This window comes from Sphingomonas sp. PAMC26645, assembly GCF_004795835.1.
Classification (GTDB): Bacteria; Pseudomonadota; Alphaproteobacteria; order Sphingomonadales; family Sphingomonadaceae; genus Sphingomonas.
Map to the genome: position 1 here is coordinate 1,756,468 of NZ_CP039249.1, position 17,164 is coordinate 1,773,631.

21 protein-coding genes are annotated in these 17,164 nt (G+C 65.1%); 20 read left to right on the forward strand and 1 reads right to left on the reverse strand.

Annotation, left to right across the window (positions count from 1 at the left end; all coding sequences use genetic code 11):
- The first annotated feature begins 10 nt into the window (after positions 1-10).
- From E5673_RS08220 to E5673_RS08230, 3 genes are read left to right on the forward strand one after another with little or no spacing between them, the layout of a single operon-like run.
- Positions 11-196 carry a hypothetical protein gene (locus tag E5673_RS08220; protein WP_136189613.1) on the forward strand — a complete coding sequence of 62 codons (186 nt, stop codon included), beginning with the start codon at positions 11-13 and terminating at the stop codon, positions 194-196.
- Entirely contained in the window at positions 193-831 is a 639-nt protein-coding gene (locus tag E5673_RS08225; protein WP_136189614.1) for a DUF3164 family protein, read from the forward strand. Before E5673_RS08220 ends, E5673_RS08225 begins: the two co-directional genes overlap by 4 nt.
- Entirely contained in the window at positions 828-1,505 is a 678-nt protein-coding gene (locus E5673_RS08230) for a hypothetical protein (protein ID WP_136189615.1), read from the forward strand. Before E5673_RS08225 ends, E5673_RS08230 begins: the two co-directional genes overlap by 4 nt.
- 107 nt (positions 1,506-1,612) lie before the next feature.
- Here E5673_RS08230 and E5673_RS08235 read toward each other — a convergent pair whose 3' ends face one another.
- Positions 1,613-1,828 carry a hypothetical protein gene (locus E5673_RS08235; protein ID WP_136189616.1) on the reverse strand — a complete coding sequence of 72 codons (216 nt, stop codon included), beginning with the start codon at positions 1,826-1,828 and terminating at the stop codon, positions 1,613-1,615.
- A 240-nt stretch (positions 1,829-2,068) separates the two neighbouring features.
- Here E5673_RS08235 and E5673_RS19640 point away from each other — a divergent pair, with 240 nt between their 5' ends.
- The 17 genes from E5673_RS19640 to E5673_RS08315 all read left to right on the forward strand — a co-directional run bounded on the left by E5673_RS19640 (position 2,069) and on the right by E5673_RS08315 (position 17,075).
- Positions 2,069-2,242, forward strand: coding sequence for a hypothetical protein (locus tag E5673_RS19640; protein ID WP_168711588.1), 174 nt, complete (start codon positions 2,069-2,071; stop codon positions 2,240-2,242).
- 158 nt (positions 2,243-2,400) lie between these two features.
- Positions 2,401-3,003 (forward strand): hypothetical protein, encoded by a 603-nt coding sequence (locus tag E5673_RS08240; protein WP_136189617.1) that lies wholly within the window; start codon positions 2,401-2,403, stop codon positions 3,001-3,003.
- Between the two features lie 34 nt (positions 3,004-3,037).
- Complete coding sequence (locus tag E5673_RS08245) at positions 3,038-5,179, forward strand: terminase gpA endonuclease subunit (RefSeq protein ID WP_168711589.1); 2,142 nt, start codon at positions 3,038-3,040, stop codon at positions 5,177-5,179.
- 9 nt (positions 5,180-5,188) lie between these two features.
- The gene (locus tag E5673_RS08250) at positions 5,189-5,437 is read left to right on the forward strand and encodes a hypothetical protein (RefSeq protein WP_136189619.1); all 249 of its coding nucleotides are present in this window, start codon (positions 5,189-5,191) and stop codon (positions 5,435-5,437) included.
- Between the two features lies 1 nt (position 5,438).
- A complete protein-coding gene (locus E5673_RS08255) occupies positions 5,439-7,121 on the forward strand; it encodes a phage portal protein (RefSeq protein WP_168711590.1) in 1,683 nt (560 codons plus the stop codon).
- Positions 7,118-8,608: a S49 family peptidase gene (locus tag E5673_RS08260; RefSeq protein ID WP_136189621.1), complete on the forward strand. Its 1,491-nt coding sequence runs from the start codon at positions 7,118-7,120 to the stop codon at positions 8,606-8,608. The genes E5673_RS08255 and E5673_RS08260 overlap by 4 nt, the downstream gene beginning before the upstream one ends.
- A gap of 58 nt (positions 8,609-8,666) precedes the next feature.
- Positions 8,667-9,350 (forward strand): head decoration protein, encoded by a 684-nt coding sequence (locus tag E5673_RS08265; RefSeq protein WP_136189622.1) that lies wholly within the window; start codon positions 8,667-8,669, stop codon positions 9,348-9,350.
- A 77-nt stretch (positions 9,351-9,427) separates the two neighbouring features.
- Positions 9,428-10,465, forward strand: a complete 1,038-nt coding sequence (locus E5673_RS08270) for a major capsid protein (RefSeq protein ID WP_136189623.1) — start codon at positions 9,428-9,430, stop codon at positions 10,463-10,465.
- Positions 10,466-10,534: 69 nt separating this feature from the next.
- Positions 10,535-10,807 (forward strand): hypothetical protein, encoded by a 273-nt coding sequence (locus E5673_RS08275; protein WP_136189624.1) that lies wholly within the window; start codon positions 10,535-10,537, stop codon positions 10,805-10,807.
- 10 nt (positions 10,808-10,817) lie between these two features.
- Positions 10,818-11,114 carry a hypothetical protein gene (locus E5673_RS08280; RefSeq protein WP_136189625.1) on the forward strand — a complete coding sequence of 99 codons (297 nt, stop codon included), beginning with the start codon at positions 10,818-10,820 and terminating at the stop codon, positions 11,112-11,114.
- A 6-nt stretch (positions 11,115-11,120) separates the two neighbouring features.
- Positions 11,121-11,828, forward strand: coding sequence for a DUF6441 family protein (locus E5673_RS08285; RefSeq protein WP_136189626.1), 708 nt, complete (start codon positions 11,121-11,123; stop codon positions 11,826-11,828).
- A 3-nt stretch (positions 11,829-11,831) separates the two neighbouring features.
- Entirely contained in the window at positions 11,832-12,272 is a 441-nt protein-coding gene (locus E5673_RS08290) for a hypothetical protein (protein WP_136189627.1), read from the forward strand.
- A 28-nt stretch (positions 12,273-12,300) separates the two neighbouring features.
- Positions 12,301-13,704 (forward strand): phage tail tube protein, encoded by a 1,404-nt coding sequence (locus tag E5673_RS08295; RefSeq protein WP_136189628.1) that lies wholly within the window; start codon positions 12,301-12,303, stop codon positions 13,702-13,704.
- The gene (locus E5673_RS08300; protein ID WP_136189629.1) at positions 13,701-14,303 is read left to right on the forward strand and encodes a hypothetical protein; all 603 of its coding nucleotides are present in this window, start codon (positions 13,701-13,703) and stop codon (positions 14,301-14,303) included. The genes E5673_RS08295 and E5673_RS08300 overlap by 4 nt, the downstream gene beginning before the upstream one ends.
- Positions 14,303-14,911 (forward strand): hypothetical protein, encoded by a 609-nt coding sequence (locus E5673_RS08305; RefSeq protein ID WP_136189630.1) that lies wholly within the window; start codon positions 14,303-14,305, stop codon positions 14,909-14,911. Before E5673_RS08300 ends, E5673_RS08305 begins: the two co-directional genes overlap by 1 nt.
- Positions 14,908-15,342 carry a hypothetical protein gene (locus E5673_RS08310; RefSeq protein ID WP_136189631.1) on the forward strand — a complete coding sequence of 145 codons (435 nt, stop codon included), beginning with the start codon at positions 14,908-14,910 and terminating at the stop codon, positions 15,340-15,342. Before E5673_RS08305 ends, E5673_RS08310 begins: the two co-directional genes overlap by 4 nt.
- Positions 15,342-17,075 carry a hypothetical protein gene (locus E5673_RS08315; protein ID WP_136189632.1) on the forward strand — a complete coding sequence of 578 codons (1,734 nt, stop codon included), beginning with the start codon at positions 15,342-15,344 and terminating at the stop codon, positions 17,073-17,075. The genes E5673_RS08310 and E5673_RS08315 overlap by 1 nt, the downstream gene beginning before the upstream one ends.
- Positions 17,076-17,164 lie beyond the last annotated feature (89 nt).

Below are 17,164 nucleotides of genomic sequence, written 5' to 3' on the forward strand. Positions count from 1 at the left end.
CGGGGCGAACATGATCGACGTTGCGCAGTACAAGGCGGAAATTGCAGCAATCCCCGGCAATAGCCTGATCATACCACGGGCGCAGATCGACGAGCTCCTGAACGAGCTCGAGACTGGGCAGATTGCAAAGCGCACGCTGCGTCGTATTCACACGATCGCCGCGATGTCGTCCTCGGTGATGGCTCTCGCGGCATGAGCGACAAGCCGCATCCTTCCGCGATCGACGTCGCCGGCGCCTGGTATCTGAGCGATGCCAAGGCCAGTCTCGTCCCGATCGCCATGGTGAAGACCGAGGATCTGCTCATGGACGAGCTGGTCCGTTCGATGGTCGGCAAAGCGCACGATCTGTCGGCAGCGTTGAGCGCCTTTAAGCAACACGCCTTCGAAACCGTTGGGGAGTTCCAAGCTCTTCTCGCCCAGCAATACGACGCCAAGATTGGCGGCAAGAAGGGCAACATCACGCTCACGTCGTACGACGGCTGCATGAAACTTCAGGTGGCCGTATCCGATCGCGTCGAACTCGGGCCTGAACTTCAGGTTGCCAAGTCGCTGATAGACGAGTGCCTACGTGAGTGGACCGCCGAGGGACGTGACGAGATCCGGGTGGTGGTCGACCGGGCATTCGCAGTGGATAAGGAGGGACCGATCAGCCTGTCCGGACTGTTCATGCTGTTGCGCGTGCCCATCGCCGACGAGCGCTGGCTGCGTGGAATGAAGGCAATCCGCGACAGTATGCGGGTCATTGGCTCGCGCACGTACGTCCGGTTCTACCATCGTCCCACGCCGGACGGATCATGGCGTGCTATCTCTCTGGACCTTGCTTCGGCGTGAGCCGCTGGACGATACTTCGTACCAGCGGTGGGCAAACGCTGCCGCTGATGCGATCGCTGCGCGAGGCGGGCTTCGATGTGTGGACGCCGGCGAAGACGTTCCGCAAGACGATCCGGGCCAATACGCTGATGGGCACGCGGCAGATCGAGGTGGAAGCTCCGATCCTGCCAACGTTCGTGTTCGCTCGGGAAGCAGACGTAGAGACCCTGCAGGGCCTCATGCTGCAATCGATCAGCCCGCACCCCGCGTTCTCGATCTTTCGATACGTCGATCGCCATGGCGGGCGGCGAGTGCCGTTCTTTGGCGAGCAGTCCATCGCGGGCCTCCGCCAGGAGGAGGCTGACAGGGCCGCTGACATCAAGGCGATCCAGGACGCCGAAACCTACGCCGAGGCAGAAGCCATCCGCATCGCCGCGATCCAGTCGGCCTCTGCCCGACGTCGCGCCGAGAAGGCACGCGAGCGGGAGGAGCGTAACGCGTTACGAGCCCAGCGCTGCACGGTTGAGGCCGGCAAACAGGTCCAGCTGATCGAGGCACCTGCCTTCGTCGGCGTGACCGGCGTGTTCGAGGAAGTGGAAGGACCATACGCCCGGGTGCGGTTCGGCGCCCATTCATGGAAAATTGAGGGTTGGCGGGTACTGCCTGCGGACTCAGACAAATATCAGGCCGCATAAGGCCTCGCTGCTCGAGCAGCCATCGGGACAGTCGATCTGGAGCACTTGCTCTTGCGCGCCCTTCATTACTTCCACGCGATCTGTCGCGGAGGAAGTCGTAAGCATGTCTAACTCCGGAGGTGGCCATGGCCGCACTCAAGCCCCGCACAGAAGGTCAGCGCCTTCGCGATGCCGGCGAGCGACTCATCGACGCCGGCGAACGGTGGGACACAGAGACCCGCAGCATCGCCGTCCGTCAACATCTGCACGACGATGTCGAGACAGCCGTCGCTGATGCCCGCGCGGTCGTTCGCGGTTCCGGTGGTCGCTAGCCTGCCGTGCATCTGATCTGGATCGACGGCACACCCACTCAAAGATCTGGCATGCTTGCGCCGCTGCTCATCGGGTTAGCTGAGCGCCAAGCGACCAGTAAGACGGCTCGAGCGCAAGCCAAGCTGTCTCGGCCGAGCCCTTCCCCCGGGGGCTCGGCCGCACCCGTTCCCGGCAGCTTCCTGCACGCCAGCACGCTGCTCTCCCTGTCTCCGCCTTCCCCCGCGCCATGAGCGCATCACAAAGGACTGACCATGCGCATCTTCCGCGGCCTCTTCGCACTCGCCTGCCTGCTCACCGCCTCGATGGTTGGCATGGTAAGCACAGCGCTCGCCCATGCCCTGCCGCGACATGGTCGCGATCACCTGCATCTCCGACCGCGGGCGCCGCGCTCGATCCTCCAGACCCGGCGGATCGGCCTGGCCTGAGGCCGTAGCACCCCCTTTGGGTCCCCCCTGAGGGGGGTGTACCAATACGGGGGGCGACAGCGCGACGCGTGCACGTTCCCCGTATTTTTCGGGGCTACGCCTTATTATTCGTGTTTTGACTTGGTCGGCCGAGCCGCTGGACAGAGGCGGGAGGTTACATGCCGCGCACGCCCGTACCGCCGCGCCGCCAGCAGAAGAAGCGGGCCAAGCCTGAGCTGATCGTCAGCCTCGACGAATTCGCATCGATCTGTAGCGTAACGCCGGAGACGATGCGCAAGCATCTGGTCGACGCGCCGGCCGACGCGCCGTGGATGATCGAGCGTGGTCGCAGAGGCGTCAGCTTCAAGATCGCGGCACCGGGCGCCGTGGCCTGGTGGAAGAGCCGATCCACTGGCGGCGACCCGGAGGACGACGAGCGCCGCTCGCACCTAGCCGAATGGCGGCTGATGGCGCTCGGCGATGGCGGGGACGACGAAGGCTTCCGGATGACCGGCAGTGAACGGTCGGCCGAGTTCCAGGCCGGCATCGTCGAACTCAAATATCGCGAGGCGATCGGCGAACTCGTCAAGGCGGCGACGATCTATGAGGAGACCGTCAACGCTGTGATCGAGCTCCGCCGGCAGCTGCTGCGCGTTGCCCCCGAAATCCGGCGCGAGCTTGGGCTCGACAAGGACGCCGAGCTGGCGATCGAAGAAAAGATCAGCGACCGCCTGGCGGCCTTCGTGACGAAGCTTGGCGTCGATGTCGCAGCAGGAAACTGAGGAAGTACAGGCGCCCCGACTGGGTGCCCTGGCGATGCTCCTGGAGCGACGTCGGGAGCCACCCAAGTTCGCAGACGCCGGTACCGCGATCGTCAAAGCTTTTGCCGAGGTCGCGTTCCCTGAGAAGGTGACGCCGGTAGAGGCCGCCAACCGTCACCGGCATCTGCGCAACCCGGGCGCATACAGCGGTCCCTGGCGTGACAGCCCGGAGCCGATGCAGCACCTGGCGCAGCCGACGAACAACCTTGCGATGACGTGCTCGTACAACGTCATTGCGATCATGGGCCCGTCGCAGATGGGCAAGTCGGAGATCGGCAACAATTGGCAGGTCCACTCGGTCATGTACGACCCGGCGGACATCGGCTTCTGGCTCTGCGACAAGAACCTCATTCACAGCTACGTCACGACACAGATCGACAAGCTGCTCGATGAATGCCCGGACGTGAAGGCTCGCCAGTTGAGCGGATCGTCGGCCGACAACATTCATCTCAAGCAGTTCCGCGGGTGCGACTGGCATTTCCTCTGGCCAACCGGTTCCAACTTCCGTGCCCGGCCATTCTCGCGCGGCCGCCTCGACGATCTCGACGACTTTGACGACGACATCGGCGGGCAGGGCGATGCCGTGTCGCTGTTCGAAGGGCGTACGACCAGTTTTCAAGGGTACGGCTGGAAGCTCTACGTCAATTCCAGCCCGAAGAAGGGACCAAAGCGGGGCATCGAGGCCCTGGTGGCGTCAGGTACCGGCAACCGCTGGTGGGTCGATTGCCTGATGTGCGGCGATCCCTTCGAGATGGCGTGGGAGCGGCTAACTTTCAGGCAGGACAGCACCCCGGTCGATGCGGCCGAGTCCGCTATCATGGTCTGCCCGCACGAAGGTTGCGGCGGCGTGCACAAACAGACCGACAAGCCGGCGCTGATGGCGACCGGCCGATGGGTTGGCAAAGGCGAAACCGCCGTGCCGTTCTCGACCGGTACCAACACCGGCAAGGTCGGTGCTCTCGAGGCGAATACGATCGACTCCTACTACTGGGACGGCGTTTTCGGTCTCGCGCCCTGGTCCTCGCTGGCCCGGCAGTATCGCTCGGCTGAGCTACGGTTCGAGGAGCACCAGGATGAGGGGCCGATCAAGTCGTTCTGGCAGACCAAGGTCGGCCGCAACGACCCCGGGCGCGGACGTGGCGACGCGCCGGTGACCGAAGACGCGCTGACCGACCGCGCGAAGGCCTCGACTTACCGGATGGGTATGGTGCCCGATGGCGTCATCGCCATCACCATGACGGTCGATCTCGGCGTCAACAGCTTCTCGGTGATGGCAGTCGGCCACGGCCTGAACAACCGTGCGTGGATCCTCGACCGTTTCGATATCCTGACGCTCGAGGACGGGATCACCAAGGTCGAACCCTTCCGCCGGCGCGAACATTGGAAGGTGCTCTACAAGCGCGTGCTGGCCAAGCGCTATCCGCTTCAGCGCGATCCGACGCTATCGATGCGGGTGATGTGCACCGGCGTCGACACCGGTGGTGCCGAAGACGCAACCGACAACGCTTATGCCTGGTGGCATGACATGGTGGCGGGCAATCTGGCGGAGCGCCGCCCGGCACTACCGGCGACGTCGATCATGCTGCTGAAGGGCGGCAACAGGCCGAGTGGCAAGTTGATCCCGCCCCCGACCGTCGATGCAAAGCGGCAGATCGCAGACGCACCCGAATGCGAACTGGTCGTCCCGAACGTCAACCGCTTCAAGACGACCGCCGATTACCGGCTCCGCCGGACGGTACCGGGTCCTGCCTTCATCGACCTGCCGCAAGAGTTTGCAGACTTGCCGCTTGGCCGCCTGGTCAACCCCTGGATCGCTGAGTTGCGCGCCGAGGAACAGATCGAAGGGCTTTGGGTGAAGCCGGAAGGCGTTCGTAACGAGACCTGGGATCTGTTCGTCTACGCCCTGGTCGTCATCATGAAGATGGTCGGCCGCGATCCGAACCTTACCGCCGTGCCCGCCTGGGCGCGGCCACCACGAACCGCAGCGCCGACGATCGCGCTGCCGCCACCCACTGACGACGATCCCGCTCCACAGCCACCGCGCCCTGCCGGGCCGCGCGTGAGCCGACAGGCAACGCCCGCCCGACCAACGCCGCAAGGGCCGCGGCGCGGCGTCAGGATCGTCCGGCAACGATGAGGAGCCAGCATGGCAGGCATTACACTCGAGATCGCCGACGCACGGCTGACCCAGTACATGGCCGCAGAAACGGCCGTACTGTCGAGCCAGGCGTACAAGATCGACGATCGTGAGATGACCCGAGCGGATCTCGACGCGATCCGCTCGGGCATCGAATACTGGTCGGACTGGGTCGAGAAGCTGAACACCGTGCAGCGCATCCTGCCGATCCCTCGCGCCGTCGGCCGGGTCCGTGGCGGTCGGTACCGGATGCGCTAAGGTGAAAGTCGACACCCGCCAGAACCTCCTCGATCGCGCCATATCGTACTTCTCGCCGAAGGCTGGTGCTGATCGGCTGGCGGCACGAACGAGCATCTCCGCAACCGCCAGCATCTTTGGCGGTGGCAGCGGCGGCTATCGCGGTGGTCGCGGTGAACGCGGCAAGCGCCGCGGCTGGTTTGCCCGGGCGCGATCGGCCAACGCCGACGTCCTGCCTGGATCGGAACGCCTGCGCGCCGAGCAGCGCGATGCGGTGATGAACGCGCCGATCGCGACGGCTGCGATCAATCGCATGGTGACGTTCGTCGTCGGATCGGGGCTCATGGCGCTGCCGGCGATCGACGGCGAGGTTCTTGGTCTCACGCCTGAGCAGGTGGAAGCCTGGCAACGGCGTATCGCCACCGACTACGACGCGTACATGACGTCGAAGGACGTCGATGCGGAGCGCAAGTCGACCGGCTACCGCCTACAGGCGGTGTCGTACCGCGGCGCGATCACGTCGGGCGATATGCTAGCGCTGCGCGTCATGCCGGCAGATCAGCCCGGCCGGCTGACCTGGACCGCCTGGAAGCTGATCGAGGCCGACCGCCTGCGTAACCCGCCTGGTGTGATCGATGGCGCTATCGATCCTACCACTGGCAACAAGATTGCAGGCGGTGTCGAGGTTGACGGCTATGGTTCGCCGGTTGCCTATCACGTCCTGAAGCAACACCCGGGGGATCTGGTCCTACGCCCGGGGCATACGCTGATCCCGGAGCGTATCGAGGCCTGGGACCGCGATCACCAGTTGCCCCGCGTCGTTCATATCTTCAACCGCGAGCGGCCCGAGCAGGATCGCGGCGTCGGTTTGCTCGCGACGGTCATCGAACCGCTGAAGATGATCTCGGACGCGAGCGATGCCGAACTCTATGCGACCGTGATGTCGGCAATGATCGCCGTCGTCTACAAGTCGAAGGGCGCGAGCCCGATGCCGATGCCCGACTTCGGTGACGAGGGCGAAGAGGGCGCAGTCGGCGGGGAAGGCGGTATGGTACCGCCCGAGGCACCGAACGAATACCGGTTCGAAGCTGGATCCGTAATGGAGATCGACAGCGACGCGGAGGTCGACATCAAGTCGCCCGGACGGCCGAACAGCAACTTCGATCCGTTTTTCCAGGCGATCTGCCGTCAGATCGGTGCGGCGACTGGCATTCCCGCCGGCGTGCTGATGCTGATGTTCAACAGTTCGTACACCGCGAGCAAGGCCGAACTCGAAGTATTCTACCTGCAGGTACGCGCCGAACGCGCCTGGCTCGAGGGCGATATTGCTGTCTGGCAGTATGTGTGCTGGCTCGCCGAGAAGATTGCCCGCGGCGACTATGACATGCCCGGGTTCTTTACCGACCTGCGCCGGCGTGCAGCCTGGGCGGGCGTTGGCTGGCGTGGTGATGGCAAGATCACGCTGAACCCGCTGCAGGAAGCCAAGGGCTACGAGATCCAGGAAGCGCATGCCTGGAAGACCGGTGAGGAAATCACCGCCGAGCTGACGGGCGGTAGCCACCGCGAGAATATCCGCAAGCGCGGCGCCGAACATCGCGCCTTCGTCGCCGAGGGCCTGACGGTGCCGACACAGGCCGGGGCCGCGAAGGCCCCGCAGCCAGAACCCGCCGGCGACGGCGACGAAAAGAAGGAAAACGAGGAATGAGCTTCCGCTCCTTCAGCCGCGCCAGTGTGACGCGGCGCCTGTTCAACACGCCGCTTGCGGTATTGCCATCGACCGCCGCGATTGTGCTCGGCGTCGTCGGGCGTCGCTTCGACGTCAGCCAGCTGCTGATGCACGCCGGCAGTGAGCAGCTCGATATTGGCGAGCTCGAGCTGCGCGCGGCAAACGCCAAGGCGTCGATCGACGCAAAGCGAAACGCTGACGATCGCCGGACCGATCTAACCGCTAGCGACGTGCTCGATGTCCAGGAGGGCGTCGCGCATATCAATGTTCGTGGCGAACTCGTCGCGGAGAATGGCGGCGGGGTTAGCCCCAGCTCTGGCTTTACCGGCTATGATGCGATCGCGGCAGCGTGGGGCTTTGCTCAACGCGACACCAACGTCCGCGGAACGATTGTCGATATCGATTGCCCCGGCGGCGAGGTCACCGACCTCATGGAGCTGTGTGCCCGCATGATGGCGGACCGCGGCAAGAAGCCGAGCCGCGCGATCATCCGCGGCGTGGGCGCGTCTGCCGCGTACGCAATCGCCAGCTGTTGCGATGAGATCACGGTCCAGGACCTCGGCTACGCCGGCTCGATCGGCGTCATCACCATGCATGCCGACTTTTCGGGGCAACTCGAGAAGGAAGGCATCAAGGTCACCCTGATCCACGCCGGTGCGCACAAGGCCGACGGCAATCCGTTCGAGGCATTGCCTGACGCTGTTCGCGCATCGATCCAGACGGACATCGATCACGCCTATGGGCGCTTCGTCGCCCATGTCGCGACTGCCCGCGGGATGACCGACGCGGCGGTCCGCGCGACCGAGGCGCGGGTCTATCGAGGCGAGGAGGCGGTGAAAGCCGGCCTCGCTGACAAGGTCATGGGCTGGGCGGACTCGCAGGCTGAGTTCGTCGCCACCGTGAACGGCCGCAAGCCGGCCAAAACCCTGCGGGGCCCATCGACGGGCACCCGCGCATCCATGGAGACTGCAATGCCGGGCGAGCCCGATACCAACACGTCGGCGCTGGCCGGCATCACCGCGATCACCATTCTCGGCTCGGCCGATCAGGCGACCGCCCTTCAGGCAGCGTTGGCGGCCGAGGGCTTCGGTGCGATCGTCGTCGACGCAGTAGCCACGGCCCCCTCGGGCGAGTCGTCGGCCGAAGGCGAGCGCAGCCGCATCATGGCGCTTGCCGACCTGTGCCCCGAAACGACGATGTCGGCATCGCTGACGTCGGCAATCGACAGCGGTCAGGCGGCGGGCGACTTTGCCATCGGGCTTGCCCAGGCTGCGAAGGGCCGCGGTGCTACCGTCGACGCTCTGCGGGCAGGGGCTGTGCAGCCCGATCAGGTGCCGACCGGCACCAAGACCGGCGCCAAGGGCGGTGGGAAGGCGCCGACCGGGCAGGCACGCGGCGCCGCGATCGTCGCAAAAGCCGCAGGGCTTGGCCACTCCGCCCTCGCGCATCTCAACTCCAAGGGCTGATTCAGCCAACCCTCCCGTCGCCGCCCGTGCGGGCTGCGCTTTCTAAAAGGAATGATCCATGTACGAACGTGCATCCCGCACGCTTGAGGGCAGCTCTGCGCCCAAGACGTTCATCCGCGGCCAGGCGCTCCTGCGCACCCGCAAAGTCGTGTTGCTCGCGGGCACCGTATATCTGGCGGCAACCGTTCTCGGTGTGCTGACGATCGGCGCCGTGGCATCGGCCGCAAAGGCCGGCGGCAACACCGGTAACGGCACGTTCGTGCTCGACGCGACGTCGCCGGCACTCTCGCGTGCGACCCCAGGCGTCTATTCGCTGCGCTGCATCGCCGCTGCCGCGAACGGCGGTACGTTCCGCCTCGAGGATCCCGAAGGCCGGGTGCTCGGTGACTTTGCGCTGCCAGGTGTCGCAGGCGGCACGCTGACGATCGCGGAGCAGATCAAGGGCGTCCTCAGCGACGCGGCAACCGATTTCGCGGTAGGCGACGGCTTCGACATCACGGTCAGCGCGGCCGCGAAGGTCAACGGCCTCGACAAGTCCAAGCTGGCGGTAGCCGCTTCCACGGACGGCAGTCAGGAACCGAGCCTCATCCTCGCCTACGACGTCGACGCGACGAACGGCGATGTCGAGGCGATCGCCTACGAGAGCGGCGACTTCGTACGCGAGCAGCTGATCTTCGGGGCCGGCCTCACCGCTGAAAATGCCCGCGAGGTGCTGCGCCGACGCAACATCACTCTCGGCTGAGCAGCCGAACCCGCATCAGCACTCGCACCAGGTGGTGAGCGCAGCGCGCGCCACCTGGTTGCATTCGGAGATTCTTCATGGCCTTTTCCCTTTACGACACGACCGAGCTGGTCGGCATCATCGAGCCGATCCGTACGCCCGGCAACTTCCTGCGCCGCCTGTTCTTCTCGGCCGCACCGATCCTTTTCGACACGCCCGACATCAAGTGGGACCGCGTTTTCGACGATCTGCGTATTGCGCCGTTCGTCAGCCCGTACAGCCCCGGCAAGCCGCGCCAGGACAAGGGCTTCCAGACGGAAAGCTTCACCCCGGGCTATCTGAAGCCGCTCGACCGCGTCGATCCGACCAAGTTCACCCGTCGCCGTCCGGGCGAAGCGATCGGCGGCGAACTGACGCTCGCCGATCGCCGCGACCTGATGATGGTCGACTACATGCTCGCGCATAAGACGCAGCTCGAGCGTCGTGACGAAGTCATGGCGGCCGAAATCCTGCTGACCGGCCGCGTCGTCATCACCGGCGAAGACTATCCGACCGCGACGGTCGACTTCGCGCGCGACGGCAGCCTGACCAAGCTGCTGACCTTGGCGGCCCGCTGGGGCGAGTCGGGTGTTTCGCCGGTTGCCAACGTTGCCGGCTGGCTGGATGAGGTCGCGACGATCGTCGGCGCCGCGCCGAGCCATGTGATCTACGATCGCAAGGCCTGGGCCCTGTTCGCCGCAGATCCCACGCTGAAGGACGTCATCGACACTACGCTCGGTCAAGCAGTCAGCGCGGTGCAGCTGGGTTTCCAGCCCGGCGCGCCAGGCTCGCCGGTCTACAAGGGCCGCATCGGCACGGTCGAGCTCTACGTGTACAACGACACGTACGAAGACGTCGACGGCACGATCAAGCAGCTGATCCCCGACTTCACGCTGATCATCGGTGCGCCGGGTGCCTATGAGGGCACGCCTACCTATGGCGCGATCCTCGATCCGGAAGCGGGCTACATTGCGACGCCCTGGTTCCCCAAGAACTGGATCGATCAGAACCCGGCTGCCGAATGGGTGATGACCCAGTCGGCGCCGTTGCCGATCCCCAAGCGGTCCAACGCCTCGATGCGTGTCACCGTTCGCTAAGCGGCATCGCCCGACCCTCACGACCTGTGGCCCGGCGACATGCCGGGCCCAACTCCACGGAGAGCCATCATGGCCGCAAAGTCGAAACTCGCCGCAGCCACTGCCGCGATCACGAAGAACATTCTTGGTGCAGACGTCGCCAAGCCCGCCACCCGCATGCTGCCGCAGGCGGTGTCGGAGATCCACGTATCGCCCGACGACGTCATCCCGGCGAATACGGTCATCACCGAGGAAATCGCCGAGCTTGCCGGCTTCGACGAGGAAGACATCGACAACCTGGTCGAGGCCGGTCACGTCAAGATGATCGAGGTCTATACGACCGCGCTGGCGTCGCAGGGCTGATCCAGTGCCGATGAATTTCGCCGACGACCTCGCCGTGTTCTTCAATCCCGAAGAGCATGGCGAGGCGATCCGTTACAACGGCGTCGGCGAAATCTCCGCGATCTGGAACCGTCCCAGCGGTGTTCTGGAAGCCAACGGCTCCAGCTTCGTCGTCGCGACGAACAGCTTCCTGTTGCCTATCACGCAGGTAGCCAGACCGGTCCTTGGCGATACGATCACCGTAGTGCGCACGCTTGAGCAGTTCACAATCGACGGCGAGCCGCGGCTGAACGGCGATGGCACTATCTGGACTTGCGAGGTCTCGTAAGGCCCGATGCTCCGCACGTCGCTCACCGGTCCAGACTTCGACAAGATCTTTACCGAGGCAGAAAAGGATGTCGCCGGTTTCATGACGGCCGCAATGGCCGACACGACCGTCGACGTGAAAGAAGCCTTTCGCGACCAGGTGCGCGCAGCAGGCCTCGGCGAACGCCTCGCCAACGCCGTGCGCGGCGTCAGTTACCCGAACAGGTCCGGCCGGGTCAGCCTCGACCCGGGTGGCTGGGTCTACGCGCAGCCATCGAAAGACGGGCGGGGTGCTGCTGCCATCATCGAAAGCTATGCGACCGGCGCCAACATTGTCGCGCGCGCCGGTAAGCGGTTCCTGGCCATCCCGACCGAGGATGTGCCGCAGAAACGGTCGGGTAACGCCCTGACCCCCGACGAGGTCGAGCAGCGCTTCGGTCGTCGGCTCCAGTTTATCAGCCCGAACGACAAGGGCTTCCGAACGCCAAGCCAGCGAGGGCGCGGTGTCGCCTACCTGGTGCTCAAGGGGCTGGTCATCCGCAAGGCAACCGGGCGGTGGCGCAACGCCACCGAACGCGAGCGTGGCGGCAAGACGCGCAACCCGCGGCCGGTGCAATCGGTCATCATGTTCACCCTCGTTCGCGCGGTGAAGAAGCCGAAGAAGGTCGATCTGTCGGTCCCCGCTCAGGTCGCTGACACGCGTTTCGAGGCGAACCTCAACGCTCGCTGGAGATAGCCTATGTCCAAGCGGGTTGATGTTCTGGACGCCGTAAAGGCGCTGGCCAAACGTGCGGTACCGCATGCCGTCGTGCGGGGTATGTCGACCGACGAGGCCAAGCCGATGGCGGTCGACCCGCTTGGCATGGTCATCGTCCGTTCCGGCGATCCCGGCGATCCGGAGGTCGACCTTTGCCCTCCGACCTACTGGTGGGAGCACAGGATCCCGATCGAGCTTGCCGCCTATGCGACGCCGGCACGAACCAGCCAGCAGGTCCTGGACGAAATGCTGACCGGTTTCGATCGCGAGCTTCGCGCCGATCGGACGCTAGGCGGGCTGTGCCTGTACCTCGACGCCGAAGCCCCGAGCGACGGCGAAAGCGAGGTCACGGGCGGCAAGGCGGTTGGCTGGGCCGACTTCGCGATCATCGCTTCCTACTCGACCACCAGCCCGCTGGGCTGATCCTTCCTTCTCAAAACAGGAGACCGCCATGGGCCGCCCCCTTGGTATCAACACGGTGCAGAACGCCGCGTTCGAAACGACGTATGGTGCAACGCCAGCAGCAGGCTTCTTCAAGCTGCCCATGGTCAGCCATGGCTTGGGCGAGGAGCAGCCGCTCCTCGAGGACGATCAGCTCGGCTTCGGTCGCGAAGGTCTCGATCCGACGTACGACGTCATCACCAACGATGGCGACGTCGTTGTCCCCGTCGACACCAAGGCCATCGGCTTTTGGTTGCGTGCGACGTTCGGCGCCCCGGTGACGTCCGGTCCGGTGAACGGTAAGTACACGCACACGTTCAAGTCGGGCGGTGGCAACATTCCCTCGATCTCGATCGAGTACGGCAATCCGGACGGCCCAATCTTCAGCACCAACTACGGTGCCGGCGTGAACCAGCTCAAGATCGGTCTGGCACGTTCGGGCGAGCTGAACGCGGCGCTGTCGATGATTGCCCAGGGCGAGTCCGATCCCGGCGTCGTCAGCATCGCCGGCGCAGCAAGTCCGCTGACCGGTCCGCGCTTCGCTCAGGCGACCGGCGCGATCCTGATCGACGGCGTTGCGGCCGGCGATATTGTCTCGGCGGATCTCGGCTACACGAACAATCTCGAAAAGCTCGAGGTGATCCGTTCGGACGGTCAGCTCGCTGGCGCTAACGACAACACGCGCAACAGCGAGCTCGAAAAGCTCCGCCTGGCGTTGGAGATCCGCCGGCAGTTCCCCGACATGGCAGCAGCCGACGTCTCGCAGATCCTCAGCGGCGTCGACGCGCAGCAGGCGGTCAACGAGAAGCTGAAGGTTACGGCAGCGGCGCTTGGCGAGGTTCGCGGCTACGGCAACCAGTTCGTCGACGACGTCCTCAATGAGGATACGTGGTCGAGCTGGGGCAACGCCGGCAAGACGGTGCTGAGCAGCATCAAGTCCGAGTTCATCAAGCTGGCACTGCTCAATCCGCTGAAGAACCTGATCAACGGCAATAGTGATCTGCCGACGATAACCAGCGCGTTTGGCAGCATCGGCAAGTTGTTCGGCGGTTCGACAGCCGTGACGGCGAGCACGATCGGGCCGCCAGGCAACGCGACCGGTACCGAGCACTTCTCGGGCGGTTTGAGCTACGTCAACGAGAATGGCGGCGAGATCATGGATCTGCCGACCGGCACGCGGATCTACCCAGCTGCGGAGAGCCGGCGGATGATGCAGGCGGCGAACGATACCGGTTCCAGCCGGTCGCGGATCGACATCGCCCTGAACACGGATCTGTTCACCGCAACCGTTTCCGGTGTCGCGGACCAGCGCGTCGGCGCTGCCGCACCTGGCATCGCTGCCGGCGGTGCGCAGCTCGGCAAGATGGAAATGGGCCGCGCACGACGCCGGCAGCTCGGGAGGCGTCCAGGTTGACCATCTACCTCCCTCCCAAACCGCTGCCGAAGTCGGCCAGCCCGTCGCCGATCGTATTCGGTGGGTGGCAGACACCACCCAACGGCGGCATCGAGCAATGGCTCGGCTTCATGGGGTCGCGCATGTCGATGGCGATCGAGACGCCGAACCTGCTGCCCGAACCGGACGGGCGGCTCTGGACGGCCGCGCTCCTGGACGCGTGGCTGACCGGTGAAACGGTGGCGTGCTACTTCCCGCAGCCAGGGCTGATGATCGGTCCGGTCGGCAAGGTCGTCGTCGACGGCGCGGACCAGGCCGGGATGATGTTGCGGATCCGGGCAGCAACGCCGAACTATACTTTCCGTCGTCGCCAGTTCTTCTCGCTCCGCCACGCCGGCCGGCGCTACCTTCATTATGTTCTCGAGCAGACGACGGTCGGCAACGACGGTCTCGCGACCCTTCCGATCGGCCCCATGCTCCGCGTGACGCCGGCAGACGGCGACGAGTGCGAGTTCGCCAAGCCCATGATCGAGGGCAAGCTTTCCGGCGACGCCAACGGCTGGACCATGATCCCGGCGCGCGTGCGCGGTCTGTCGTTCACGATTCGTGAGATTGCCTGATGTCGCAGATGTCGCCGGCGCTCGACGCCGCGCTCGCGCAGGATCGTGCAACGATCTTTGGTGCCATCCGGATGGACCTGCCCGGTCGCATCGTCCGGTTGCTCGTCAGCTCCGGCGTCGTGAAGTTCTACGTCGACGGCGTTCTCGAGACCTTCACCGGTAGCGACGAGTTGCTCGGCGTCTTCTCGGCGATCGACACGCTGACCGATGGGCTGGGCGATGAAGCGCCAGCGCTGTCGCTGACATTCATGCCAGCCGGGGACGTTGCCGCAGCACAGCTCGCCTCAGTCGAAATGCAGGGCTCGCCGGTACGGCTATGGCTCGGCGCGATCGATCAGATGACGGGGACCGTGCTCGGGGATCCGCTGCTTTTGTTCAACGGCTTGCTCGACGTCGCCACGCTGAAGGCCGGCGCCGACGGCAAGACCAGCGTCGATTACGAAGTCACCTCGATCTTCGAAGACTTCTTCCTGTCGGACGATGGCGCGCGTCTGTCGGACACGTTCCACCAGTATTTGTGGCCGGGTGAGCTTGGCTGCGCCTTCGTCACCTACGTCGCCCAGCAAATCTACTGGGGCACCTCGAGCCCGGACGGAGTGAAGCGATGACCGATCATGTCATGGTTCGCCGTACGGCCGCCACGCAGGCGACACTGGATGAGTTCGTCGGCAAGCCGTTCCGCTGGGGGCGCAGCGACTGCGCTCGCCTGGTTGCCGCCCACCTTCGTCGCCTCGGCTATACGGTCCGCGTACCGTCGGCCGGCAGCTACGCCAGCGCGCGATCGGCGCTCAAGGCGCTACGTGCCCGCGGCTTCGAGAGCATGGCCGAAGCCCTTGACGCGATCGGCCTCGAGCGCATCGCGCCGATTGAGGCGGTGGTCGGCGATATCGTCCAGGGCGAGTCCGGCGACGTGTTCGGCGCGCTCGGCGTCAAACTCGGCAACGGCCGGCTGCTCGGCTATCACGAGCATGCCGTCGGCGCTGCAGTTCTTCAGGAGGTCGATCTCAAGCTCGCCTGGCGGGTCGAGGTCAAAGCCTGATGTCGAAGTATCTGGCTACCGCCGCCATGGTCGTTGGCGGCGTCGCTCTTCTTGCGACCGGTGTTGGCGCTGCCGCATCGGCAGGTTTGCTTGGATCATATGTCGCTGGCAGCGGGACCGCCGCTTTTGTAGCGACCGCCGCGACCGTTGCGAAGGTCGCCGGCTTCGCCGCGGCTGCGTTGATGGCGACCAGCTCGCTTAGCGCTTCGAAGGCGACCGGTGGCGGATCCCCGGATCAGTGGAAGGCGGATCCCAACGCCGGCATCGATATCGTGTTCGGCGATGCGTATAGCGGCGGTCACATCATCTATCGCCAGGCCTACGGCCCGAAGAACAAGTTTCAGTCGATCGTCACCGAATGGTCGATCGGCCCAATTCAGTCGCTCGACACGCTCTACGTCGACCAGATCGCGCGGACCAAGCTCGGCGATGCGGTGACGATCGGCGCACGCGCCTACATGCACGAGGCGCGTCAGCTCGGCCTTTGTCCGGAACCCGTCGCGCTATCGCTCAGCACCGGCATGCCGTTCGGTTGGAGCGCGCAGCACAAGCTTTCGGGCAAGGCGGCGTCGATCGCGACGTTCGAGTATGACGCGGACGGCAAGAACACTTTCACCTCGATGCCGACGTGCGGTTGGCGTGGTAAAGGCGTGCTCTGCTACGATCCGCGCAAAGACAGCACGTATCCGGGCGGCAACGGTCCCCAGCGCGCCAATGATCAGTCGACCTCGGTATGGAGCGACAACCCGTACATCGTCGCGATCACGTGGTGCATTGGCTGGCGCCAGAACGGTGGCAAGCTTGTCGCCGGCGTCGGCTTGCCGGCGTCCGGCCTGATCCTCGAGCAATTTGTCGAGGGCGCCAACATCGCGCAACTGAACCAATGGCGGGTAGGCGGCGTCAAATCGACGACCGACGACAAGTGGGACGTGCTGAAGGACATTCTGCAGGCTGGCGCCGGCGAGCCGCTCCGCCTCGGTGCATTGCTCGGCTGCATCGTTTCCACGCCGCGCGTCAGCCTGGCGACGATCGACCGCAACGCACGCGCCGAAGGCGACGTGACGGTCGTGGCGATGCAGGCGCGGCGTGACCGTCTGAACACGCTGGTGCCGCGCTACTGGTCGGAGGAGATCAGCACGGATCCGGCGACCAGCACGACCACGACGACTTGGGCAGAGGTTGCGGCCGCGCCGATCGTCGTCGACGCGTATGTCGCCCGGGATCGCCGGCAGGTCCGCAAGGAAGCGTCGTATCCGTTGGTGCAGTGCTTCGCCGGCGAGGACCTGGCGCAGGTCGCAACGCTTGCCCGCTACGACATCGAGAACTCGCGCGAGTTCGGACCGATAACCTTGCCGCTGAAGATCCGCTGGCTCGGCTACAAACCCGGTGACGTCGTGACGGTAGACCTGCCGGAAGCGGGACTGCTCAACCAGACGGTGATGATCCTCACCAGGTCGCTCGACGCCGGCAGCGGTGTCGTCACGATCACCGCGCGATCGGAGACCGACGCCAAGCATGGGTTCGCGCTTGGGCAGACGGCCACGCCGCCCAGCTCGCCTGGCCTGCCGGCCAATGCCTGGGAGTTCGAACTGCCAGGCGGGGTCGAATATGCCGCGACCGCTGGGACTGCGACGTCGGCAACGAACGCCGACAGCGTCGGCGGTGCCTATGCAAAGGCGGACCTCGACGCGCTGAAGCAGCGCATCGTGATGCTTGAGAGCGCGGCTGCCTAACCCTCTTCCGATATCGGAGACGTATCATGGACACCGCCCTGTGAGGCCGGCCACGCATGTCTGGCGTGCACCGCGCAACGCAATCTTCG